The sequence below is a fragment of the Azospirillum lipoferum genome (assembly GCF_024170005.1).
GTDB classification, from domain to species: Bacteria; Pseudomonadota; Alphaproteobacteria; order Azospirillales; family Azospirillaceae; genus Azospirillum; species Azospirillum lipoferum.
On the sequence record NZ_JALJXJ010000011.1, the window covers coordinates 330,941 to 354,609 of the forward strand.

21 protein-coding genes and 1 pseudogene are annotated in these 23,669 nt (G+C 68.2%); 12 read left to right on the top strand and 10 right to left on the bottom strand.

Features of this window, described 5'->3' with window-relative positions:
• Window positions 1–5: 5 nt before the first annotated feature.
• The 5 genes from kdpA to J2848_RS24850 form a co-directional block, all read right to left on the bottom strand.
• Window positions 6–1,715: a potassium-transporting ATPase subunit KdpA gene (kdpA, locus tag J2848_RS24835; RefSeq protein WP_149233027.1), complete on the bottom strand. Its 1,710-nt coding sequence runs from the start codon at window positions 1,713–1,715 to the stop codon at window positions 6–8.
• Window positions 1,716–1,728: 13 nt separating this feature from the next.
• Complete coding sequence (locus J2848_RS24840; protein WP_042698952.1) at window positions 1,729–1,818, bottom strand: K(+)-transporting ATPase subunit F; 90 nt, start codon at window positions 1,816–1,818, stop codon at window positions 1,729–1,731.
• 13 nt (window positions 1,819–1,831) lie between these two features.
• The gene (locus tag J2848_RS35980) at window positions 1,832–1,954 is read right to left on the bottom strand and encodes a hypothetical protein (RefSeq protein WP_281288605.1); all 123 of its coding nucleotides are present in this window, start codon (window positions 1,952–1,954) and stop codon (window positions 1,832–1,834) included.
• 359 nt (window positions 1,955–2,313) lie between these two features.
• Window positions 2,314–2,466, bottom strand: a complete 153-nt coding sequence (locus J2848_RS24845; RefSeq protein ID WP_170307127.1) for a hypothetical protein — start codon at window positions 2,464–2,466, stop codon at window positions 2,314–2,316.
• Window positions 2,467–2,820: 354 nt separating this feature from the next.
• Window positions 2,821–3,540: a GntR family transcriptional regulator gene (locus J2848_RS24850; RefSeq protein ID WP_149233028.1), complete on the bottom strand. Its 720-nt coding sequence runs from the start codon at window positions 3,538–3,540 to the stop codon at window positions 2,821–2,823.
• 293 nt (window positions 3,541–3,833) lie between these two features.
• Here J2848_RS24850 and J2848_RS24855 point away from each other — a divergent pair, with 293 nt between their 5' ends.
• Genes J2848_RS24855 through J2848_RS24870 form a run of 4 tightly spaced genes read left to right on the top strand, consistent with a single transcriptional unit; the run spans window position 3,834 to window position 8,789 of the window.
• Window positions 3,834–4,574 (top strand): ABC transporter ATP-binding protein, encoded by a 741-nt coding sequence (locus J2848_RS24855; protein ID WP_246194024.1) that lies wholly within the window; start codon window positions 3,834–3,836, stop codon window positions 4,572–4,574.
• Between the two features lie 52 nt (window positions 4,575–4,626).
• Window positions 4,627–5,646 carry an ABC transporter substrate-binding protein gene (locus J2848_RS24860; RefSeq protein WP_149233030.1) on the top strand — a complete coding sequence of 340 codons (1,020 nt, stop codon included), beginning with the start codon at window positions 4,627–4,629 and terminating at the stop codon, window positions 5,644–5,646.
• Window positions 5,646–6,389 (top strand): ABC transporter permease, encoded by a 744-nt coding sequence (locus J2848_RS24865; RefSeq protein WP_149233031.1) that lies wholly within the window; start codon window positions 5,646–5,648, stop codon window positions 6,387–6,389. Before J2848_RS24860 ends, J2848_RS24865 begins: the two co-directional genes overlap by 1 nt.
• A 36-nt stretch (window positions 6,390–6,425) precedes the next feature.
• Window positions 6,426–8,789: a PHP domain-containing protein gene (locus J2848_RS24870; protein WP_149233032.1), complete on the top strand. Its 2,364-nt coding sequence runs from the start codon at window positions 6,426–6,428 to the stop codon at window positions 8,787–8,789.
• Between the two features lie 46 nt (window positions 8,790–8,835).
• On the opposite strand, the gene J2848_RS24875 is transcribed toward J2848_RS24870, so the two are convergent.
• The 4 genes from J2848_RS24875 to J2848_RS24890 form a co-directional block, all read right to left on the bottom strand.
• A complete protein-coding gene (locus J2848_RS24875) occupies window positions 8,836–10,053 on the bottom strand; it encodes an acyl-CoA dehydrogenase family protein (protein ID WP_149233033.1) in 1,218 nt (405 codons plus the stop codon).
• Entirely contained in the window at window positions 10,050–11,180 is a 1,131-nt protein-coding gene (ssuD, locus tag J2848_RS24880; protein ID WP_149233034.1) for an FMNH2-dependent alkanesulfonate monooxygenase, read from the bottom strand. The genes J2848_RS24875 and ssuD overlap by 4 nt, the downstream gene beginning before the upstream one ends.
• Before the next feature lie 15 nt (window positions 11,181–11,195).
• Entirely contained in the window at window positions 11,196–12,053 is an 858-nt protein-coding gene (locus J2848_RS24885; RefSeq protein WP_211103231.1) for an amidohydrolase family protein, read from the bottom strand.
• Window positions 12,054–12,227: 174 nt separating this feature from the next.
• Window positions 12,228–14,426, bottom strand: a complete 2,199-nt coding sequence (locus tag J2848_RS24890) for a sigma-54-dependent Fis family transcriptional regulator (protein WP_149233036.1) — start codon at window positions 14,424–14,426, stop codon at window positions 12,228–12,230.
• Between the two features lie 298 nt (window positions 14,427–14,724).
• Here J2848_RS24890 and msuE point away from each other — a divergent pair, with 298 nt between their 5' ends.
• The 8 genes from msuE to J2848_RS24930 all read left to right on the top strand — a co-directional run bounded on the left by msuE (window position 14,725) and on the right by J2848_RS24930 (window position 22,846).
• On the top strand, window positions 14,725–15,300 hold the full coding sequence (gene msuE, locus J2848_RS24895) for an FMN reductase (RefSeq protein WP_149233037.1): 576 nt from the start codon (window positions 14,725–14,727) through the stop codon (window positions 15,298–15,300).
• A gap of 28 nt (window positions 15,301–15,328) precedes the next feature.
• A complete protein-coding gene (gene sfnG, locus J2848_RS24900) occupies window positions 15,329–16,438 on the top strand; it encodes a dimethylsulfone monooxygenase SfnG (RefSeq protein ID WP_149233038.1) in 1,110 nt (369 codons plus the stop codon).
• A gap of 66 nt (window positions 16,439–16,504) precedes the next feature.
• Window positions 16,505–17,344, top strand: a complete 840-nt coding sequence (locus tag J2848_RS24905) for an ABC transporter ATP-binding protein (RefSeq protein WP_149233039.1) — start codon at window positions 16,505–16,507, stop codon at window positions 17,342–17,344.
• 3 nt (window positions 17,345–17,347) lie between these two features.
• Complete coding sequence (locus J2848_RS24910; RefSeq protein ID WP_149233040.1) at window positions 17,348–18,235, top strand: branched-chain amino acid ABC transporter permease; 888 nt, start codon at window positions 17,348–17,350, stop codon at window positions 18,233–18,235.
• Window positions 18,236–18,238: 3 nt separating this feature from the next.
• The gene (locus tag J2848_RS24915; protein ID WP_149233041.1) at window positions 18,239–19,309 is read left to right on the top strand and encodes a branched-chain amino acid ABC transporter permease; all 1,071 of its coding nucleotides are present in this window, start codon (window positions 18,239–18,241) and stop codon (window positions 19,307–19,309) included.
• Window positions 19,310–19,378: 69 nt separating this feature from the next.
• Complete coding sequence (locus J2848_RS24920; RefSeq protein WP_149233042.1) at window positions 19,379–20,725, top strand: ABC transporter substrate-binding protein; 1,347 nt, start codon at window positions 19,379–19,381, stop codon at window positions 20,723–20,725.
• Window positions 20,726–20,757: 32 nt separating this feature from the next.
• Window positions 20,758–21,537, top strand: coding sequence for an ABC transporter ATP-binding protein (locus tag J2848_RS24925; RefSeq protein ID WP_149233043.1), 780 nt, complete (start codon window positions 20,758–20,760; stop codon window positions 21,535–21,537).
• 46 nt (window positions 21,538–21,583) lie between these two features.
• The gene (locus J2848_RS24930) at window positions 21,584–22,846 is read left to right on the top strand and encodes an SfnB family sulfur acquisition oxidoreductase (protein ID WP_149233044.1); all 1,263 of its coding nucleotides are present in this window, start codon (window positions 21,584–21,586) and stop codon (window positions 22,844–22,846) included.
• A gap of 84 nt (window positions 22,847–22,930) precedes the next feature.
• Here the strand turns inward: J2848_RS24930 and J2848_RS24935 are convergent.
• Window positions 22,931–23,277 (bottom strand): annotated as a pseudogene (locus tag J2848_RS24935) (transposase); the annotation flags it as partial.
• Window positions 23,278–23,669: the final 392 nt, after the last annotated feature.

A 23,669-nucleotide genomic window follows, 5' to 3' on the forward strand; every position in this document is an offset into this window, starting at 1 on the left:
CCCGATCAGAAGAGGGTGCCGGCGGTCATCGCCAGATGCTCGACCACCGGGCCGAGGGCGAGAGCCGGGAAGAAGGTGAGGCCGCCGACGATCAGGATGACGCCGACCAGCAGACCGACGAACAGCCCGTCATGGGTGGGAAAGGTGCCCGCCGAGACCGGTGCGCGGGCCTTGGCCGCCAGCGAACCGGCGATCGCCATCATCGGCACGATGACCAGGAAGCGGCCGACCAGCATGGCAACAGCGAGCGTGACGTTGTACCAGGGCGTGTTGCCGGTCAGCCCGCCGAAGGCGCTGCCGTTGTTGGCGGCACCCGAGACATAGGCGTAGAGCGCCTCCGAGAAGCCGTGCGGCCCGGCATTGGCCATCGACGCTGTGCCGGTGTCGAGCGCCACCGCGACGGCGGTGAAGCCCAGCATCATCAGCGGCAGGCAGAGGATGGCGAGCATGGTCATCTTGACCTCCTTCGCTTCCAGCTTCTTGCCGAGATATTCCGGGGTGCGGCCGACCATCAGGCCAGCGACGAACAGGGCGACGATGGCGAACAGCAGCATGCCGTAGAGGCCGGCGCCGACGCCGCCGACGATGATCTCGCCCAGCATCATGTTGATCATCGGCACCATGCCGCCCAGCGGCATGAAGCTGTCATGCATGGCGTTCACCGCACCGCAGGAGGCGGCGGTGGTCACGGTGGCGAACAGGGCGGAGGCGGCGATGCCGAACCGGGTCTCCTTGCCTTCCATGTTGCCGGCGCTGCCATCGATGCCGAAGGCGGCGAAAGCCGGATTGCCCTGGGCCTCGGCCCAATAGGCGACGCAGACGCCGGCAACGAAGAGCAGCCCCATGGCGGCGAGGATCGCCCAACCCTGGCGCTCGTCTCCGACCATGAGGCCGAACAGGTTGGTCAGGCCGGCGCCCAGCGCAAAGATCGACAGCATCTGGACGAGGTTGGTCAGCGCGTTGGGGTTCTCGAAGGGGTGCGCCGAGTTGGTGTTGAAGAAGCCACCGCCGTTGGTGCCCAGCATCTTGATCGCCTCCTGCGAGGCGACGGGGCCGAGCGAGATGGTCTGCTTCGCCCCCTCCAGCGTTGTGGCGTCGACGGCGCCCGCCAGCGTCTGCGGCACGCCCTGCCAGACCAGGAACAGCGCATAGACGATGCACAGCGGCAGCAGGACGTAGAGGGTGCAGCGGGTCAGGTCGACCCAGAAATTGCCCACCGTGCGGGCAGAACTGCGCGCGAAGCCGCGGACCAGAGCGACCGCCAGCGCGATGCCGGTGGCGGCGGAAACGTAGTTGTGGAAGGTCAGCCCGGCCATCTGCACCAGATGGCCCATGGTGGTCTCGCCGCCATAATTCTGCCAGTTGGTGTTGGTGGTGAAGCTGGCCGCGGTGTTGAAGGCGAGGTCGGCCGGCACCGCCGCCATGCCCAGCGGGTTCAGCGGCAGCACGTCCTGCAGCCGTTGCAGGGCATAGAGCAGCAGCATGCCGGCGGCGCTGAACAGCAGCATCGACACGGCGTAGGTCACCCAATGCTGTTCGGCCCGCTCATTCACGCCGGCCAGCCGGTAGAGTCCGCGCTCGACCGGGCCGAGGATGGGGGAAAGCAGGGTGCGCTCGCCGGTGAAGACGCGCGTCATGAAGCCGCCCAGGGGCCGCGTCACCGCGACGACCAGGGCGAGGAAGACCAGGATCTGAATCCAGCCGTTGGCGGTCATGGGATGGAACTCCTCAGAACCGTTCGGGGCGGATCAGGGCATAGACCAGATAGGCCAGCAGCCCGGCGGTCACGAGACCGGCCAGGGCATAGTCGAGGGTCATGGCGCCGTCCCCCTCACAGCCGGTCGCAGGCATGGACATAGGCGACCGCCGCGGCAAAGAAGCCGACGGTGAGCGCCAGGAACAGAAGGTCGAGCATGGTTCGGGTCTCCGGGATTGCGCCCTCTTGGCCCGCCACGCCGGCTCGGCACGGCGGAAGGCCACGGGTCAAACGGAACGGGGCCGGAACTCCTGTCCGCTGCCGTAGCGGCTTGGGAAAGATCCGACCCCGTGAGGATGTGCCGGAGCCGCGTATAAATTCGATGGGGGGTGCCGATACCGGAAAATATAGGCGGCATATATGAAGCCACCGGTCACTCGACCTGGCGAGCGATGCGCCTGCGGCCGGTCATGCCACCCAAGGGCGCTGGCCGATACAGGCACCGTTCAACGCGAACAGGATCGCGGCCGGGGCAAAATCGACGATCATGGGACATCTCCAGATCCCGCCCGTCGAGGGCGTCGCATCCGCCATTCCCAGGGGTGCCGTCGCCGGACTCAGGCGCCGATCCAGGCGACCAGCACTTGCAGCGCCAGTGCGACCAGCAGGAAGGCGGCGACGGTGAACGCCGCCTCGCCCAGCACCGCGCGCGGAGAGGGAAACACCTCACGGGAAGCCTCGGCCGACGCCTGCGGATCATGTCCATCCATTTGCGCCGGGGGGAGTGCAGCCCGATCAAGCAGCGCATGAGGCGATTTACCGTACATGGCAACCTCGCAATCCAATGACCGGCCGGCGACCGGCATCTCCCTGAGAAGAAGGCTGTCCTGCGTATAAATGCGATGGGGGACGTGAAGCCCGGAAATATAGGGGATTTATATGCCGCCGATGCAAAGGCGGCCGACCGGAAGGCGATCGAACCGCCTGCGCCGGATCGAGTGCGACGAGCGCCGCGCCAAGCGTGCAAGGTGATGTACCCGTTGCACGACATTCTGCTGGTGGTGTCGTGTAGCGCCTTGAGTGGCCGAGACGATTGCCGGAACGGCGCCGGCTTCCGTCCGCCCCTACCCTTCCCAGCGGTGGGAGAGGACGAAGCTGTAGCGTTCGGACCGGACGTGGAACACCGAACGGTCGGCACAGCCGCCGCCGACAAAGACGGAGCGGCGGTCCATCACCAGCACCGGCGCGCCGCCCGGCAGGCCGAGCACCGCCGCCACTTCCCCATCGGCCGCCGCCGCCTTCACCTCGATGTCGGCGCCGCCGACCGGCTTGCCGACGACATCCTGCAGGATGCCGTAGATCGGCCTGTGCCCGGTCGCCTGCCAGTCAATGGATTCCAGGGCCGGCGGCAGCAGGCTGCGGCCCAGGGCCACCGGCTCGCCATCCACCAGATGCAGGCGGCACACCTCCAGGCAACGGGGACCGAAATCCTCCCGCAGGTCTGCCGGCGTCGCGACGACCCGCGCCGACAAGGGCCGCATCGTGGCGTCCAGCCCCTGCAATCGGAGGGATTCGTGGAAGCTGCGCAGGCGGTCGAGCGGATGCTGGACACGTTTGCCCGCCGTGAAGGTGCCCTTGCCCTTGCGGCGCTCGATCAGCCCGTCCGCCTCCAGCCGGTCGAGCGCCAGCCGGACGGTGACCCGGCTGACGCCGAAGCGGGCGCCGATCTCGCTTTCCGTCGGCAGCCGTCCCGACGGCTCGAACAGACGGGCGGCGATCTCGTCGCGCAGCCGGTCGGCGATCTGCCGGTACAGCGCCGTCGCGTTGTCTCGCACCACGGGCACCCTGGCTTCCCTCCCTGATTGATCCGACCAACGGATCGAGGCCGCCTTGATGCCACCGGCGATGGGACGGCTCAAGCCTCAATGCCGCCACGTTGCCGGTTGCGTGAATCCGCTTCAATTCCCTAGTTGCCCCGTATTTTATAATATGTATTATATTGTATTATCTAATTGCGTTGGTTGATCGGAGGGATAGAACGGATATGGACTGTGAAATCCCGACATCTCTTTCTGATAACCGTCTCGGTGATTTTTCCAATGATCGCCCCGGCGGAGCCGCCTTCCGCGTCGATGGCGTGGATTTCACCTATGACGGTGCGCTCCCGATGTTCCGCTCGCTGACACTGTCAGCCCGTCCGGGGGAGTTCGTGGCGCTGCTCGGCCCGTCGGGCTGCGGCAAGACCACGCTGCTCAACCTGCTGTCCGGCTTCCTGCCGCCCGACTCCGGTCGCATCACCATCGACGGCGAGACGGTGACGCCGGAAATGCCTGCCCTCGGCCATGTCTTCCAGTCGCCGCAGCTGTTTCCCTGGCTGGACGTGCTCGACAATGTCCGCTTCGGCCTGCGGATGGCCGGCCGGCTGCCGGATGCGGAACAGCGGGACAAGGCGATGGCGGTGCTGTCGCTGGTCGGGCTGGAGGCCGCTGCCGGCAAATTCCCCCACCAGCTTTCGGGCGGCATGCAGCAGCGGGTGGCGCTGGCCCGCGCATTAGTGCTGGAACCGCGCCTGCTGCTGATGGACGAGCCGTTCGCCGCGCTGGACGCCATCACCCGCGCCACCCTGAACGAGGAACTGCTTCGGCTGTGCGGCCGGCTCGGCCAGACGGTCCTGTTCATCACCCACGACGTGGAAGAGGCGGTGTTCCTGGCCGACCGCGTCGTGCTGCTCGGCATTGCCCCGGCCGGCATCCACAGCGAACTGGCCATTGACCTGCCCCGCCCGCGCCATCTGCGCGAGACGCGGCGGCTGGAACGCTTCACCACCCTGACCGACACGCTGCTGGAGCGGATTTCCGCCATCGTCGCCGCGGCCTGAGCCGCGGCCGGGACCATCCCCCTGCCAGCCCCCGACCAAAAGGATTTCGCGCATGAACCGGATGTTCGCCGCGGCGCTGTCCGCCGCCCTGTATGGCTCCATCGTCCTGCTCGCCGGCATCGCCCCGGCCGGAGCCGCCGCCACGGGCGACAGCCGGCCGCTGCGGGTTGGCTGGGTCTTCGCCATGGCCAACGCTCCTGCGCTGGTCGCCGACCGCAAGGGCTTCTATGCCGAAGAGGGGCTGGCGGTGGAGGCCAAGCCCTTCGGCGATGGGCCGGTGATCCAGCAGGCGCTCGCCGCCGGTGAGCTGGATGTCGCCTATATCGGCACGCCGCCGGTCTACCAGTGGGCGGCGCGCGGGTTGGACAGCCGCATCCTGGCCAAGGTCAATTACGGGCAGGCGGCGGTGATCGCCAACAACCCCGCCATCGTCAAGCTGTCCGACCTGCGCGGCCGCAAGGTCGCCGGGGTGGCGCGCGGCAGCGGGATGGACGTGCTGCTGCGCGGCGTCGTGCTGAAGGAGGCCGCCGGCCTCGACCCCGACCGCGACCTGTCGGTAGTGTCGATGCCGGTCGGCAACATGAACGCCGCCCTGGACAGCGGCACGATGGACGCCGCCTTCACCTGGGAACCCTTCATCAGCCAGCAGGTGCTCCGGGGGAGCGCGCATGTGCTGTTCGACGTCAACCAAGCGCTGCCCGGCTATCCCTGGTACGTGGTGATGGCGCCGAAGAAGACGCTGGCAGAGCGGCCGGACGATGTGGTGAAGCTGCTGCGCGCCCATGCCAAGGCCATCGCCTGGCTGTCCGACCATCCGGCCGAAGGCGATGCCTTGATCGCCGAGGCGTTCAAGCTGGAGCCGGCGAAGCGGGCCGACGGCACGGAGATCGCCCCGGCCGCGGTAGCCGCGGAGGCGCGCAAGCGGCTGGGCTGGTCGGACCGGCTTGAGGACAGCGACCTCGCCTTCATCCAGCGGCTGATGGACAGCTCGCTGGCGCTCGGCTTCATCCCGGCGCCGATGAAGGCGGCGGACATCGTCGACAGTTCCTATCTCCACCGGGCAGGGCGCTGATGCGGACCCGGCTTTACGGCTGGGCGGCCTTCCCGTCGCTGCTGCTGGTCTGGAGCGCCGCCGCCTGGAACCTGCCGCCCTATGTCCTGCCACAGCCCTGGGCGGTGGCGGCGGAGGCGGTGCGCTGGCTCGACAGCGGCCAGCTCGCCGCCCATGTCGGCGCCAGCCTGCTGCGCGAAGCCGGCGGCTTCGCGGTGGCCGTGCTGGGCGCGCTGGCACTGGGACTGGCCGGTGCGCTGTCGCCGGGCTTCCGCGCCTTTTCCGCCCCGCTGACCGGCCTGTTCATGGCGATCCCGCCGATCGCCTGGGCGCCGCTGTCGATGATCTTCTTCGGGTTGGGCTATGTCGCCATCACCATGGTGATCGTGGTCGCCGCCCTGTTCCCGATGGCGGTGACGGTGCAGGAGGGCTTCCTCGCCATCCGCAACGGCAATTTGCGCGCCGCCCGTGTGCTGGGCGCCCGCCGCTGGCAGCTGATCCGCCACGTCTATCTCCCGGCTTCGCTGCCCTTCCTGACCGCGGCATTGCGCATCGGCTTCAGTCAGGCATGGCGGGCGTTGGTGGCGGCCGAGATGCTCGGCGCCTCGCAGGGGATCGGCTGGATGGTCGCCATGGGCGGCCAGATCGGCAACGCCACCCAGGTGCTGCTGGGCGTCGCCATCATCGGCATGACCGCCTGGATCACCGAAGGCCTCGTCTTCCGCCGCATCGAGCGGCGCTACCGCCATTGGCATCTCGCCTGACCCGATAACTCACAGAAAGCCGGAGGAAACGCCGCCATGTCCGAAGCCACGCAACTTGTCCGACACATCGCCCCCGTCGGGCTGTACGAGCGCAACAAGGACCGCCCCTTTCTGGGTTCCACCAGCTGTTCGCACCGCCGGCTGGTCGCCGGCGAATGGACCGAACTGCAACTGGTCTACGAGGTCGGCGCGTCGGGCCTCGCCGACGGGGCCGGCATCAAACTGGCGATGAAGTTCTATTCCGACTGGGCGCTGTTCCAGACCAGCGACCCGCAGGCCGCCAACTATGTCTCGGCCGAGTATGAGGCCGGGCCGCTGGTGCCGGGCCAGAGCCCGGCGACGATCCAGGCGCTGAAGGTGCGCTTCGACCAGAAGGGCCACGAGCGCCCCTATCAGAAGGCCATCGTCATCGACGTGATCGACGGCTACCTCAACCCCGGCGACCGCATCGTCATTAGGCTGGGCGACCGGCGGCGCGGCGGGCCGGGCACCCGGGTGCAGAGCTTCGTCGAGCAGGGATTCCGCTTCCGCGTCTTCATCGACCCGCTCGGCAGCCAGAAATATGCCGAGGTGCCGGGCGATTGCGTGCTTGACATCGTTCCCGGCGCGCCGGCCGCCCTGCGTCTGGTGGCACCGCGCCTGACCGCACCCGGCCCGGCCAGCCTGCTGCTGCGCGCCGAGGACGTCTGGGGCAATTGCTGCACCGGCGGCTCAATCGATGCCACCCTGGCGCTGGCCGGACCGCAGGGGGAGACCACGCGGAAACTGACGCTCTCACCCAACCCGGACATTTATGGCTGGCTGGTCCATCGCCAGGAAACGGCGCTGTCCGAGGGAGACTGGCGCATCGCCGCCACGGCCGACGGGCTGGTCCCGGCCGAGGCCTTCGTCACCGTCGAGGAGAACGCGCCGCGCGCCTATTATGCCGACCTGCATGTCCATTCCAACGACACGGTCGGCACCAACGACACCGCTTACAACCTGTCCTACGGCCGCGACATCGCCGGGCTGGACGTGCTGGGCTATACCGCCAACGACTTCAACATCACCGAACGCGCCTGGAGCGAGGCGGTCGGGCTGATCGACCGCTTCAACGAGGCCGGCCGCTTCGTCTGCTATCCCGGCACCGAATGGTGCGGCAACTCGGCGGCGGGCGGCGACCACAATGTCGTCTTCCTGCGCGACGGCGTGCCGCAATTCCCCACCGACAGCCGGGGGCAGCCGGTCCGCTCCTTTGAATGGAACGAGTCCACGCGCGGCAAGCTGCGCCCCGGCGCCTGGCCGCTCGACGATCTCTATGCCGCCTATCAGGACGACCCGGAAGGCCATCTGCTGATCCCGCATGTCGGCGGACGGCGCTGCAATCTCGACTGGCACCATCCCGAGCTGGAGCGGCTGATCGAGATCGGCTCCGCCTGGGGCCAGTTCCACTGGGTCTATGCCGAGGCGCTGGCCCGCGGCTACCGGCTTGGCGCCTCGGCCAGCAGCGACGAGCATCAGGGCCGCTGCGGCGGCGGGGCGCCGGCAACCGCAGTGTTCGGCGCGCGCGGCGGGCTGACCGGGGTGCTGGCCGACCGGCTCGACCGCGCCACCGTCGGGCGCGCGCTGCGGGCGCGCCGCACCTTCGCCACCACTGGCGAGCGCAGTTTCGCCAGCCTGCGGCTGGGCGACACCTGGATGGGCGAGGTGGTAACGGCGTCGACAGCGGATATGCTCGACTACCGGCTGCTCGGCGACCGCGGCTGGGAAAGCCTGAGGCTCTACGATGGCGAGACTCTGCTGTGGGAGCGCGACCTGCACCGCGAACTGGGATTGTCGGAACGCCGCATCCGCCTGCGGCTGGGCGGCGCCCGCATCAAGGACCGCTACCGCGGCGCCTACTGGAGCGGCGGCATCACCGTCACCGGGGCGGCGGTGCAACGGGCCGAACCCTTCGGCTTCGACCATCCCGAACAGGGCTGCTGGCGGCAGGACGCCACCACCGTGGCTCTGCGCACCGTCACCCATGGCGACACAGACGGGGTGGAGCTGACGCTGTCGCAGTTGGCCGGCACCCGCATCCGGGTGCATCTGGACATCGGCACCTATGTGAAGGTCGGCAACCCGCTGACGCCACCGCCCAACCCCCATGCACCTGAGGCGGCGCTGGAGATCGACGGCGATGCGCTGCTCGACCAAGCCCAATCCTCCGCAGGGACCGTCACCCGCGTGCTGCCTGGAACCGAACTGGAGGTGACGGTGGAGCGCGTCACCGAGGCGCCGCTGCCCCGCGACCTTGCCGGCCGCATCCCGCTCGCCGGGCTGGAACTGGCAGACGGCCGCGAACATCCGCTGTTCCTCACCGGCCGCCAGCGCGACCAGTCGCGGGTGTGGACCTCTGCGCTGTTCCTGACACTCTGAAGGCGATAGCCCTGGCGACCCGGTCACGCCGGATCGCCAGGGCGGATCAGGAGTAGAAGCCCGGCTCGGGCAACGCCCCGGTCAGAGCATGGACGCCCAGCTCCTTCAGCTTGTAGTCCAGCGGATCGTGCAGGGAATGGGTGCGGACATTGCGCCAGAAGCGGTCGAAGCCATAGCGCCCAGCCGCCCCCCGCGCGCCCGTGATATCGAACAGCCGGCCGGCGGCATCCAGACCGGCACGGGCGGCGGCGACCTTGAAGGTGGCGACGGCAAGCGAGGTCTCGCCCCGCTCCTGCGCCCCCAGCGATCGCCCGCGCTCCCATGCCCGCTGCAGCCGGTCGAGCGCCACCCCGCCCAGCGCGTCGGCCGCGGCGATGGCCAGCTGCAACTCTCCGAAATGATGCAGCAGATAGGGGTCCTCGGCGGCGCTGGCCAGGCCCGACGCCCGCCACGGCCGCCCCTCCGTCAGGGTGAAGCCGCGCGCCGCCGCCAGCGCCCCTTCGGCGATGCCGAGATAGAGGCTGGCCAGGATCGACTGGGCGATGCAGGGGCGCAGACTGGAGGCGACGTCGCCGAACGGCCCCGGCGGTCCCAGGATGTCGACAGCCGACACCGCCACGTCGGTGAAAGTGACGGTGCCGCTGTCGGTCTGGCGCTGGCCGATCGCATCCCAGTCGTCCAGCACGGCGATGCCGGCACGGTCGGTCGGCAGCACCATCACCCGCAGCACGCCGTCCGGCCCATCCGCCGAGACCAGCAGCAGGTCGGAATCGCTGGCGCCGGAGCAGAAGCTCTTGGTGCCGTTCAGGATCCAGCTTTCGGGTTCGTCACTCTCCTCCGCCCGCTCGCCAGCCCCCTCCCTGGCCGGTGTCAGGTGGGTGCGGCGGTCGAGCGGGTTCAGCGCATTGCCCCAGAACAGGCCACGCCGGGCGGTGGCGGTTAACAGCCCAGCCCTTTGGGTCGGGTTGCCATAGAGCAGGACCGAAGCGACCATCAGGTGATGAAAGGCGAACAGGTGGGCCAGCGAGGAATCCACCTGCGCCAGTTCCCGCACCGCCCCCAGGATGGCCGGCCAGCCCTCGCCCTGGCCGCCATAGGCCGCCGGGATCGCCAGGGTCAGCAGGCCCGAACGGCGGATGGCGTCACGCTCCGCCTTGGCGGTGCCGCCGGCCCGGTCGCGGGCGACGGCGGTCTCGTCCAACAGGCTTTTCAGGTCGGCCAGCGCCCCGCGCAGAGCGGGATTGGATAGCGGAACGATGCTCATGACGCGCTCCTGGCCGGCTGAAGATCACCGAACGGGCTGACGAAGGCGACGTCGGGTGCAGCCCGGGCGGCGGCGGGCGGGGCCGTCACCGGCAGCAGCGGGAACAGCAGGTCGGCGACACGGTGAGCCTCCTCCAGATGCGGATAGCCGGACAGGATGAAGCTGTCGATGCCGAGATCGCGGTATTCCAGCAATCGGTCCGCCACCTGCCGCGGGTTGCCGACCAGCGCGGTGCCGGCCCCGCCGCGCACCAGCCCGACCCCCGCCCACAGGTTGGGCGCCACCACCAGATCCTTGCGGGAGGCAAGCTCGGTCATCCGCCGCTGGCCCTCGGATTCGAAGCGGCGGAAGGCGCCGTGCGCAGCCTCGACGGCGCTGCGGTCGATCTTGCTGATCAGATTTTCGGCGGCGGCCCAGGCCTCGGCCTCGGTCTCCCGCACGATGATGTTGATGCGCAGGCCATAGGACAGGGTGCGGCCATGGGCGGCTGCCCGCGCCCGCACGTCTTTGAGCTTGGCGGCCACCGCGTCGGGCGGCTCGGCCCAGGTCAGGTAGGTGTCGAAATGCTCCGCCACCGCGGCATGGCCGGCGGGGGACGAGCCGCCGAAGAACAGCGGCGGATAGGGGCGCTGCACCGGCGGCAGCGGCACGGTGGCGCCCTTCACCGTCACATGCTGACCGGCGAAATCGACGGTCTCGCCGGCCAGCACCCGCTTCCACACCGTGAAGAACTCCGCCGCCTGGGCATAGCGGGCGTCATGGTCGAGGAAAACGCCGTCGCCGGCCAGTTCCGCCGCGTCGCCGCCAGCCACCACATTCAGGTAGAAGCGCCCGCCCGACAGCCGGTCCAGCCCCGCGGCCAGCCGGGCGGCGAAAGTCGGCGTCATGGACGAAGGCCGGGTGGCGACGAGGAAGCGCAGCCGCTCCGTCGCCGCGATCAGCGCGGCCGAGACGATGTAGGGCTCCTCACAGGCCTTGCCGCAGGGAACCAGCACGCCGTGATAGCCGCGCCGGTCGGCGGCCTGGGCAATCTCGGTCAGATAGGCCAGCGTGGCGGGCCGGCTGTCGATCTGGCTGCCCAGATAGGGGCCGTCGCCATGCACGGGCAGGAACCAGAAGATGTCCATGTGTCGCTCCTCCGCTCAAAGATCGAGCGCCAGCAGGCGCCGGGCGTTGTCGAACAGCAGCCCGTCGAGCACCGCCCCGTCGAAGCCGAGCTTCAGGAAATCCTCCACCGTCTGCTTCATCGGGCGGAACGGGTAGGAGCTGCCGAACAGCAGTTGGTCGCGCAGGAAGCCGTTGGCGGCCTCGACATAGAGGCGGCTGCCGGGCAGGAAGATGTACATGTCCGGCACGATGTGGACGTTGGGATAGCGGAAGGCGATCCCGATGATCTCCGCCACATGGGGCCAGAAGCCGTGATGGATGACGATGTTCAGGTTGGGGAACGCACGGGCGATGCGGCCGACCGGGGCCGGGTCGTTGAAGCACGGATCGGGCGTGGTCGGCCCGGTCATCAGGAAGACCGGCACCTTCAGTTGGTCGCAGGCGTCATAGACCGGCAGCAGCGACGGATCGTCGAAGGGAATCGCCGGATCGAGGAAGCCCGGTTCCAGATTGATGCCCTTCAGCCCCAGCACGGTGACGGCGCGCCCGGCCTCCGCCACAGCGGCGGCGGTGCCCTGGCGCCGCGGATCGACGGAGCCGACGCCGATCAGTTCCGGCCGGCCGGCGACCAGCTCATGCACCCGGTCGTTGGAGGTGCTGACGCCGGGGGTGTCGCGGCCGATGATGGCGGCGGCGGTGATGCCGGCCTCGCGCACGTCGGCCAGGAAGCCGTCCAACGTGTGGGAGCGGGTGAAATGGGCGTCGTCGCCGCGGGTGCCGACGCGCCGGTTCAGCCATCTGGCCGTTTCGAAACCGGGCGTGCCGGGGGTCGCCCCGTAGAAGTCATGCAGGAAGGCGGGGCGGCTGCGCAGGTCGATGATCTTGCGGGACACGATTGCGGTCTCCGGTTGCGGTGTCTGCCTTGACAAGCGCAACATCGGTGCCAACCCATATTTTTCTTTGTTCCCAACAGTTTGCGGAGAGTTTTCCCAGCGGCCACGCTGCAATTGCAACAACCGCCGCCGGGGAATTGCTGCATCGGCAACGCTGATTCCACACTTTCTCTTCTATGCCCACGCGCCGGACCACACGGCTTCGCGCACCGAGATGCTGGATTTCAGCAGACCGGAGGCGTGGAAGCTGTCGGCGACCGCCTGCTGGCGCCGCACGGCCCGGTCGTCCAGCGGCTTGGCGCCGTAGGTCAACCGGCTGAAAGCCAGCTCCAGCGCCGGGGCGGCGATGCCGAGGTCGCGGGTCATGCTGCGCGCCGCCTCCGCCGCATGCAGGGCGGCGTATTCGCCGGCCTTGCCCACCTCGTCCAGCAGGATGGCGACGGCTTCCGGGTTGCGGTCGGCGAAGCTCTGGTTGGCGAGGTAGAACTGGTGGTTGGGCACCAGCCCGCTGCCGTCGGTCAGCACCCGCGTGTCGTCGCGGATCTGGGCGGAGGAGAGCAGCGGATCCCAGATCGCCCAGGCATCCACCATCTCGTCGAGCAGGGCCTCCAGCGCCGCCGCCGGCTGCATATGGACGATCCGCACGTCGTCCAGCGTCAGCCCATAGGCCTGCAGCGCCCGCAGCAGGAAGTAATGGACGTTCGACCCGGTGTGCAGCGCCACCGTGCGCCCGCGCAGATCGGCGGTGCTGCGGAACGGGCTGTCGCGGCGGACCAGCAACGCTTCGGCATTGGGGGCGGGCGGGTCGTAGCCGACATAGACCAGCGGCACGCCGGCCGCCTGGGCGAAGACCGGCGGCGCCTCCCCGGTCGCCACGAACTCGACCTGCATGCTGCCGAGCGCGTCCATCATCTGCGGTCCGGATACGAACTCGGTCCAGGTCACGCGGTAGCCATGGACGGCGAGCCGCCGTTCCACGGCGCCGCGCATCTTCAGGATGCTGGAGGTGCCGAATTTCTGGTAGCCGATCGGCAGATCCACGAGTTGCGCCGGGCGGAGGGCCGGAGGGGGGGAGGACAGTTTGGAAAGCCGCTCCTCGCCCGGCTCCGCCGCACCGGGGCGGCGGCGCGGTGCGATGGCGCCGAGATGGGCCAACTGGGTGCGAAAGGCGTTGCGGGTCATGCCCAGGCTTTCCGCCGCCCGCATCTGGTTACCCTCGGCCAGCTCGAAGGCGCTGCGCACGGCAGTGCGGACCAGCCGCTCGTAAAGGTCGGGCTCGCCGTCGGCGATGGCGCGGGCGACCAGCGCCTTCACCGCACCCTCCACATCGCAGGGGAGCGGCTCCACCGCACCGGAAGCACGTCCTTGACTCTGGCCATGCCCCTCGCAGCGCAGCCGGACATCGTCCGCGCCGATCTCCGGACCGGGCGCAAGCAGCACGGCGTTGTGCAGCACATTCTCCAGCTGGCGGATGTTGCCCGGCCACGGGCAGTAGGACAGCCGGCGCAGCGCCTCCGCGCTCAGCGACAGTTCCGGCCGGCCGAGCCGCTCCTTGTGGAGGTCAAGGAAATGCTCGGCCAGCGGCGGGATGTCGCCCGGCCGCTCACGCAACGGCGCCAGCCGGACCGAGGCGACGTTCAGGCGGAAATACAGATCCTCTCTGAAGCGCCTGGCCTCCACCGCCGCCTCCAGATCGACATTGGTGGCGGCGATGACGCGGACGTCGATCGGAATGGCTTTGCGCGAACCGACGCGCACCACCTCCCGCTCCTGCAACACGCGCAGCAGCTTGACTTGCAGGGCGGGCGGCAGGTCGCCGATCTCGTCCAGCAGCAGCGTGCCGCCATGGGCCGCCTCGAACCAGCCGGCCTGGGTCTTCAGCGCGCCGGTGAAGGCCCCCTTCTCGAAGCCGAACAGCTCGGCCTCCGCCAGCGTGTCGGTGAAGGCGCCGCAATTGACCGCGACGAAGGGGCCGTCGGCCCGCCGGCTGCGGCTGTGGATATAGCGCGAGACCAGTTCCTTGCCGGTGCCGGTTTCGCCTATGATCAGCACGGTGGCGTCGCTGGGCGCCAACCGGTCGAGATCAGCCTGTAGCCGTTGCGACTGCGGATCCTCGAACACCATGGCCGTGGCGCGGATCTTCGGCTTGCGGCCCCGGCTGGCCGGGTCGAAGGCGACGATGCGTCGCTGTTCGTAACCGGCGGCGTCAATGCCCGGTCCACAGTTTTCCTCATGGCCAGCCCCCTGGCCGACCACAACGGACGGCAGGGCGGCAGCGTCGAACCGGCAGGAGGACAGGCCAGTTCCCAAACGGGGTCCGGCGTCGAAGGCTGTCGCAGCGGGCCAGCGGTCACTGGGGGGGATCCTGGTCATGGCGGCACCTGCTTCCTGGGGCGGGCATTCGTCGGGGCGAGCCGACTATTGTCCAGTGTATCAATATGGAAATGAATACAATATTACAAACTAATGCAGTTGTTAATGAGCGATCTACGTTCACATGATGCCTGAATGCTGTTGCATGTGCAGCAGGAATGGTGTGAAGCCTGCTGCCTTTGAAGCGGGATTTTCCGCTGACCCCACATGGTCTCTTCAATAAAATCAGCTAGTTAGGTATCTGGCACACTGATTGCCCCTATGGCTCCGGACAATCCCGCACTGGAGCTTGTGTACAATGGGCAAGATCAAGGTCGTCACCGTCTCCGGCAATCTGGGCGCCCGGTCCCGCACCCGCGCCCTGATTGATGCCGTGGTGGAGGGCGTCGAGGCGCAAGCCCCCCTCCACCGCACCGACATCGTCGTCGGCGAACTGGCGCCCGAATTGGGAGCGCTGACCGATCCGAAGGCGGTGCCGCCACGCGTGGCCGAGGCGCTGGCCGCCATCACCGGCGCCGATCTGCTGGTGGTCGGAACGCCCGTCTACAAGGGCTCCTACACCGGGCTGTTCAAGCATCTGATCGACTTCATCGATCCGAACGCGCTGGACGGCGTGCCGGTGGTGCTGACCGCGACCGGTGGCAGCCCGCGCCATGCCCTGGTGATCGAACACCAGCTGCGCCCGCTGTTCGGTTTCTTCCTGGCCCATACGGTTCCAACCGGCGTCTTCGCCCAGGACAGCGATTTCACCGACTACCGCCTGACCAGCCCCGACATCGCCGCCCGCGCTGCCCGCGCCGCCGACGAGGCGGTGCGCATCGCCGCCCTCGGCCGGCTGGCCGCTCCCGCCGCCGCATCCCTGGCCGCCGCCTGATCCTCCTCATCATTCCGGAGACTTCGCCATGACCGCCACCACGACCTCCAGCGCCGACGCCGTGAAGTTCGCCTATTGGGTTCCGAACGTGTCCGGCGGCCTCGTCATCAGCAAGATCGAGCAGCGCACAAGCTGGGACATCGACTACAACCGCAAGCTGGCGCAGATCGCCGAGCAGGCGGGCTTCGAGTATGCGCTGAGCCAGATCCGCTTCACCGCCGGCTATGGTGCCGACAACCAGCATGAATCGGTGTCCTTCACCCATGCCCTGCTGGCGGCGACGGAAAAGCTGAACGTCATCGCCGCGGTGCTGCCCGGCCCCTGGCACCCGGTCCTGCTGGCCAAGCAGGTCGCCACCATCAGCCATTTGACCAAGGGCCGCATCGCCGTCAACATCGTCAGCGGCTGGTTCCGCGGCGAGTTCCAGGCGATCGGCGAGCCGTGGCTGGACCATGACGAGCGCTACCGCCGGTCGGAGGAGTTCATCCGCGTCATCCGCGGCATCTGGTCGGAGGACAATTACTCCTTCAACGGCGCCTATTACCGCTTCGAAAACTACACGTTGAAACCGAAGCCGCTGGCGCCGCTGCCGGAGATCTTCCAGGGTGGCAGTTCCCGCGCCGCCCGCGACATGGCGGCCCGCGTGTCCGACTGGTACTTCACCAACGGCAACACGCCGGACGGCATCAAGGCGCAGATCGACGACATCCGCGCCAAGGAGGCCGGCACCGGCCATCGCGCGAAGATCGGCGTCAACGCCTTCGCCATCGTCCGCGAGACCGAGGAGGAGGCCCGCGCCGTCCTGAACGAAATTCTCGAAAAGGCGGACCCCGATGCGGTGAAAGGCTTCCACCACGAGGTCCAGAATGCCGGCAACGCCTCGCCGGAACGCGAGGGCAACTGGGCCAAATCCACCTTCGAGGATCTCGTCCAGTACAATGACGGCTTCAAGACCAACCTGATCGGCACGCCGCGTCAGGTGGCGGAGCGGATCGTCGAACTGAAATCCATCGGCGTCGATCTGGTCCTGCTCGGCTTCCTGCATTTCCAGGAGGAGGTCGAGTATTTCGGCAAACACGTCGTTCCGCTGGTCCGCGAACTGGAAGCGGCCAAGGAACGGGAAGCGGTCGCCGCCTGATCCCCGCAAGGGGGAGGTCACCCCTCCCCCACTCCCACCACCCGAGTTCCTCAGCGGAGCGCGCCCATGCCGGCCGTCCTTTCCGAACCCCTTTTTTCGCCCGCGGCGGGGGCCGTTTCGTCCGCTCTGGCGGTCGAGGCGCTGTCGCTGTCCTTCGGCGGCGTGACGGCGCTGAGCGAGGTCTCCTTCGCGGTGGCACCGGGCGAGATCCGGGCGGTCATCGGTCCGAACGGCGCCGGCAAAAGCTCGCTGCTCAATGTCGTCAGCGGGCTGTACCGGCCCGACCGCGGCCGGGTCTGGCTCGGCGGGCACAGCTTCGCCAGCGTCCCGACCGACCGGCTGGCCACACTCGGCGTCTCGCGAACCTTCCAGAATCTGGCGCTGTTCAAGGGGCTGTCGGTGCTGGACAACGTCGCCGCCGGCCTGTCGCACCGGCTGCGCGCCGGGGTATTCGCCCAGGTCATCGGCCTGCCGGCTGCCCGGCGGGAGCGGGCGGAGGGCTATGCCAGGGCAGAAGAACTGCTGGCCTTCCTGCATCTCGACGGTGTCCGCGACCGCCCGGCCGGCACCCTGCCCTACGGGATGCAGAAACGGGTCGAGCTTGCCCGCGCTTTGGTGGCGCGGCCCCGGCTGCTGCTGCTGGACGAGCCGATGGCCGGCATGACCCTGACCGAGAAGCGGGATCTCAGCGGCCACATCCGCGCCGCCCGTGACGATCTCGGCACCACCATCGTGCTGATCGAACATGACGTCGGTGTGGTGATGGGGCTGTCCGACCGCATTGCCGTGCTGGATTACGGCCGGCTGATCGCCGACGGCACGCCGGACGAGATCCGCAACGACCCGGTGGTGATCGACGCCTATCTCGGCGTCGCCCACGACCTGGAAGCCGGAGAGGGAATCTGAGCGATGGAATGGCAATTCTTCACCGAGGTGCTGGTCGGCGGCCTGCTGTCGGGGGTGATGTACTCCCTGGTCGCCATCGGCTTCGTCCTGATCTACAAAACCTCCGGCGTGCTGAACTTCGCCCAGGGCGCGCTGCTGCTGTTCGCCGCCCTGACCTTTGTCAGCCTGACCGAGCGCGGACTGCCCGTCTGGGCGGCGATCCTGCTGACGCTGGCGGCGATGACCGGCATCGGCGCCATGATCGAGCGCGCCGTGCTGCGCCCGCTGGTCAACCAGCCACCGATCACCCTGTTCATGGCGACGCTCGGCGTCTCCTACGTCGTCGAGGGGGCGGCCCAGCTGCTGTGGGGCACCCAGGTGCATGGGCTGGATCTGGGCATCGACGATCTGCCGCTGGAGATCGGCGGGGTGCTGGTCAGCAGCTTCGATCTGTTCGCCGCGGCGGTGGCCGGGGCGATGGTGGCGGCGCTGACCCTGTTCTTCCGCTACACCCGCATCGGTCTCGGCTTCCGCGCCGTCGCCGACGACCAGCTCGCCGCCCTTGCGGTGGGGTTGAGCCTGGACCGCATCTGGACCGCGGTGTGGACCGCGGCCGGGATGGTGGCGCTGGTCGCCGGCCTGCTGTGGGGGGCGCGGCTGGGCGTGCAGTTCTCGCTGTCGCTGGTGGTGCTGAAGGCGCTGCCGGTGCTGGTGCTCGGCGGCTTCGATTCCATCGCCGGAGCCATCGTCGGCGGGCTGATCGTCGGCGCGGTGGAGAAGCTGGCGGAGGTCTATGTCGGCCCCTTCGTCGGCGGCGGCATCGAGGGGTGGATCGCCTATGTCGCCGCCCTCGGCTTCCTGCTGATCCGCCCCTCCGGCCTGTTCGGCGCCAAGCTGGTGGAAAGGGTCTGAGCCATGACCGATCTCGCGCTTGCAAAGGCCACGGCCAGCCCCGCGCGCCGCTTCTCGCCCGCCCTGCCCGGCATCGGCCTGTTGCTGGTCGTCGCCTACGGCATCCTGCCGCTGGTCGCCAACGAGTATCTGTTCGACGCCATCCTGACACCCTTCCTGGCGCTGGCACTCGCTGGACTGGGGCTGAACATCCTGACCGGCTATGCCGGGCAGGTGTCGCTCGGCTCCTCCGCCTTCATGGCGGTGGGCGCCTATGCCGCCTATAATCTGGCGCTTCGCCTGCCGGGCGTGCCTTTCATGATCGACATCCTGCTGGCCGGCGTGGTCGCCGCGGCGGTCGGCCTGCTGTTCGGTCTGCCCAGCCTGCGGCTGCGCGGCTTCTATCTCGCCGTCTCGACGCTGGCCGCCCAGTTCTTCGTGCAGTGGGTGTTCAACAAGGTCGGCTGGTTTTCCAACAACAGCCCATCGGGCATCGTCAGCGTGCCGACGCTGTCGGTCGTCGGCATCACGCTCGACAGTTCCGCCGGACGCTACCTGTTCGCGCTCACCGTGGTGACGGCGGTGACGCTGGCGGTCTGGCGGCTGGTGGAAAGCCCGACCGGCCGTGCCCTGGTCGCCCTGCGCGACCATGAGACGGCGGCGAGGGTGATCGGCATCCCGGTCCTGCGGGTAAAGCTGCTGGCCTTCGCCGTCTCCTCCTTCATCATCGGGGTCGCCGGAGTGCTGTGGGCCTTCGCCTATCTGCGCACGGTGGAACCGGCCGGCTTCAACCTCGACCGTTCCTTTCAAATCCTGTTCATCGTCATCATCGGCGGGCTCGCCTCGCTGCGCGGGGCCTTCCTGGGAGCGGCGCTGATCGTTGTCTTCCCGCTGCTGCTGGCCCGGCTGGGCGAGGCGCTGCTGGGCGGGCTGTTCGACAGCGGCGTGCTGGAGATGAGCCAACGCATCGTGCTCGGCCTGCTGATCGTCACCTTCCTGATCACCGAACCGGCCGGCCTGACCGCCCTGCTGGACAGAGCCTGGAACCGGATCGCCGGACGCTTCCGCCGGACCGGCCTACCGATAACCGGCTGACCACCCCCTCCCGAAATCCGGGGCATCCCGCCCCTTTCCAAAAACCACCCCCCAACGGAGACACACCAGATGCCGCGTCCGAACAGCCGAACCTTGTCCGTGAAAGCCGCCCTGCTCGGCGCGCTGCTCGGCACCGCCGCCCTGCTGCCCGGCGCCGCCCAGGCGGACGAGCAGTATTTCCCGCTGCAAAGCTACCGCGTCGGTCCCTATGCCGCCGGCGGCACCGGTTTCTTCGGCGGCTTCATCGACTATCTGACCCTGGTCAACAACCGCGACGGCGGCGTCAACGGCGTCAAGCTGACCTGGGACGAGTGCGAGACCCAATATGAGGTCGAACGCGGCGTCGAATGCTACAAGCGGCAGAAGAACCGCCCCGGCGTCGCCGCCTGGAACCCGCTGTCGGTCGGCATCGCCTATGCCATGATCGACGATGTCGGACGCGACAGGGTTCCGCTGATCACCGTCAACCATGGCCGCACCGACAGCACCGACGGCCGCGTCTTCAAGTACGTCTTCCCGCTTCTGCTGAACCCGTACAGCGAAAGCTCGGGCATCGTGAACTACATCGGCGCGCGGGAAGGCGGGCTGGAGACGCTGAAGGGCAAGAAGATCGTGGTGCTGTACCACGGCTCGCCCTACGGCAAGGAAACCATCCCGATCTACCAGCTGCTGGCCGAAAAATACGGCTTCTCGGTCGAACAGGTCGAAGTGCCGCATCCCGGCAACGAACAGCAGTCGCAATGGCTGTCGATCCGCCGGACCAAGCCCGACTATGTCGTCCTGCGCGGCTGGGGCGTGATGAATCCGGTGGCGCTGAAGACGGCGCAGAAGGTCGGCTTCCCGGCCGACCGCATCATCGGCAATGTCTGGTCCAATTCCGAGGAGGACGTGATCCCGGCCGGCGACGCCGCCAAGGGCTACACCGCCATCACCACCCAGGCTTCGGGTGCCGAATATCCGGTGCTTCAGGAGATCACGAAGACGGTCTATGGCGCCGGCAAGGGCAATCTGGACGACAAGAAGCGGATCGGCAGCGTCTATCACAATCTCGGTATCGTGAACGGCATCCTGAATGTCGAGGCGGTGCGCATCGCCCAGGAGAAGTTCGGCAAGCGCACCCTGACCGGTGACGAGGTGCGCTGGGGCTTCGAGCATCTGCGGCTCGATCCCAAGCGGGTCGAGGCGCTGGGCGCCAAAGGCCTGTTCCATTCCATCAACGTCAGCGTCGCCAACCATGAGGGCGAGGGGCGCGTGACCTTCCAGCAGTGGGACGGCGCCAAGTGGAAGGTGGTGTCCGATTGGATCGCCCCGGACTGGGCGCTGCTGCGCCCGATCATCGAGAGATCGTCGCTGGCCTACGCCGCCGAGCACGGCATCCAGGTCCGCGACCCGGCCGCCGAAGAGGCGAGCAACTGACAGGAACCCCACCGCAGAGGAGTCCCGCCGCCATGACGATTCACGAGGTGCTGCTGTCGCTGGACGGGGTCGAGGCGACCTACAACCACGCCATCCGCGCGCTGTCGGGCGTCAGCCTGACCGTACGGACGGGGGAGATCGTCGCCCTGCTCGGTGCCAACGGAGCCGGCAAGACCACTGCCCTGAAGGCGCTGTCCGGTCTGCTGCCGGCGGAGCGCGGCCAGATCGCCGCCGGCACCATCGTCTATGACGGCGGGGACGTCACCCGCCGCAGCCCGGCCGAACTGGTGCGCGCCGGGCTGGTGCAGGTGCTGGAGGGGCGGCACTGCTTCCGCTCCCTGACCGTCGAGGACAACCTGATCGTCGGCGGTCAGGTGCAGGGGCTCGGCCGCGCCGCCCTGCGGCCCGAACTGGAGCGCATCTACACCCTGTTCCCCCGGCTGCGCGACAGGCGCAAGACCGCCGCCGGCCTGACCTCGGGCGGCGAACAGCAGATGACGGCGATCGGCCGGGCCCTGATGGCGCGGCCCCGCCTGCTGGTGCTGGACGAGCCGTCGATGGGCCTCGCCCCGCTGGTGGTCGAGGGCATCTTCACCGCGCTGAAGCGCCTGAACCGCGAGGAGGGGCTGTCGATCCTGGTGGCCGAACAGAACTCCACCGTCGCCCTGCGCCATGCCGACCGCGCCAGCGTGCTGGAGACCGGCCGCACCGTGCTGGACGGCCCCGCCGCCGACCTGCGCGAACGCGACGACATCAAGGCTTTCTATCTCGGTTTCGGTGTCGGCGGCCCCGCCGCTCCGGCCGCCGCCTGACCGGACCAACCACCGCAAACGAACAACAGATGAAGGATACGAGACGATGAGCACTGCTGTTCTCGACACCACCGCCAAGACCGCCGACACCACACCGCAGGGCGTGCCCGGCCTACCGCGCCCCACCACCCCCGCCCACGTCATCAAGAGCGATGCCGAAGCCATCGCGGTGGCCGAGGCGCTGGCCCGCGAGGTCGCCGGCACCGCGTCGAAACGCGACCGCGACCGCATCCTGCCTGTGGCGGAACTGGATGCCTTCTCACAGAGCGGCCTGTGGTCGATCAATGTGCCGAAGGCCTTCGGCGGGCCGGAGGTCTCCTACGCGACGCTGGCCAGGGTGGTGCAGATCGTCGCGGCGGCCGACCCGTCGCTGTCGCAGATTTCGCAGAACCATCTGGGCGTGGTCGCCGCCATCCGCACCGTCTCGGACGAGGCACAGCAGCGTCTGCTGTTCGGCCAGGTGCTGAAGGGCATCCGTTTCGGCAACGCCTTTTCCGAGTTCGGCACCAAGCGCGCCGCCGATTTCGCCACAAGCTTCACCGACGAGGGCGACCATGTGCTGGTGACCGGTCGCAAATTCTACTCGACCGGCGCCCTGCTCGCCCATCTGGTTCCCATCGTCGCCGTGGACGGCCAGGGCCGCGCCTGGTACGCCATCGCCGACCGCAACGCCCCCGGCCTGACGGTGATCGACGACTGGTCGGGCTTCGGCCAGCGCACCACCGCCAGCGGCACGGTGATCCTCGACAGGGTGAGGGTGCCGAAGACCCATCTGGTGCCCGGCTACAAGGGCTATGAGGCGCCGACCGCCGACGGCGCCATCTTCCAGATCATCCAGGTCGCGGTCGACAACGGTATCGCCGAGGCGGCCATCCGCGACACGCTGGAGTTCGTGCGCAGCCGCAGCCGCCCCTGGGTGGACAGCGGGCAGGACCGCGCCTCGGACGATCCCTATACCATTCAAGCGGTCGGCCGACTGACGTTGCGGCTGCACGCCGCCGAAGCCCTGCAGGAGAAGGCGGGCCTCGCAGTGGATGCCGCCGTCGCCGCCCCCAACGCCGAGACGGTCGCCAAGGCCCAATTGGCGGTGGCCGAAGCGAAGATCCTCAGTACCGAAATCGCACTTGAGGCGAGCAGCACCCTGTTCGAGCTGGCCGGCACCCGCTCCGTCCTGGCCGAGCATAACTTCGACCGGCATTGGCGCAACGCCCGCACCCACACGCTGCACGACCCGGTGCGCTGGAAATACGCCATCCTCGGCAACCACGCCCTGAACGGCGTCAACCCGCCGCTCCATGCCTGGAGCTGACGGGGCGGGATCGGTGCGGCGGCCGCCCTTGGGCATCGTCCGCACTGAACGGCGCTGACGAGCCGCAGCTGATCTGCAATTACGGTCAATCGAGCGCGTCAAGGTCCCCTGGATGCAGGCCTCCTGGATCACCGCGGCAAGCGCCCTCTCGGCCATCCGCCACGGCTCCAGAAAGCCGGGGAAGTAGGAGCCTTTGCGCATTTGGGAATGCGCAACTCGACAGTGCCGGCGCGGGTCTCCCAGTGGCGATCCCGATAGCCGTTGTGCTGGACCAGCCGCTCGGCCGACCGTTTGCCATGACCGGCGCCGGTCGGGCACTGCACCTCCAATTCCATCAGCCGTTCAGCAGCAAAGCCGATCATCTCACGCAGAACATCGGCATCCGCGTCCTTCTCAAACATCGCGCGAAGCGCCACCATCTCGTTGGTCATCGTGGTCACCCTTCGGTCGGGTTGAGGTGTGGTGACCAGACTCTATCGAAGAACCGCGATGACCGCCCCGCTGTGGGAAACCGGCCCGCCTACGCCAACCATCGGATGCGGCTGCGAGCCTGCATTGCGACATTCAGGATTTGGAGCACAGCATCCACGAACTCCAATCACAGGTCGACCGTTTGTCGGGACATTGCAGAGTGGCTAAGCACATAGCTGCCAACTGTAAGTTCGATTGGAATTCCGCATTAGAGATTCCAAGCTTGCTTTCGAATTGCGATGATCCACTCCAAACACCGAAACGCCCCGGCTTTTGTGAGCCGGGGCGTTTCGTGTGTGTGGTGCCGATGCAAGCTTGTGCTTTGTTTTGAGCGTCTCTTGAGGCTGAGTGA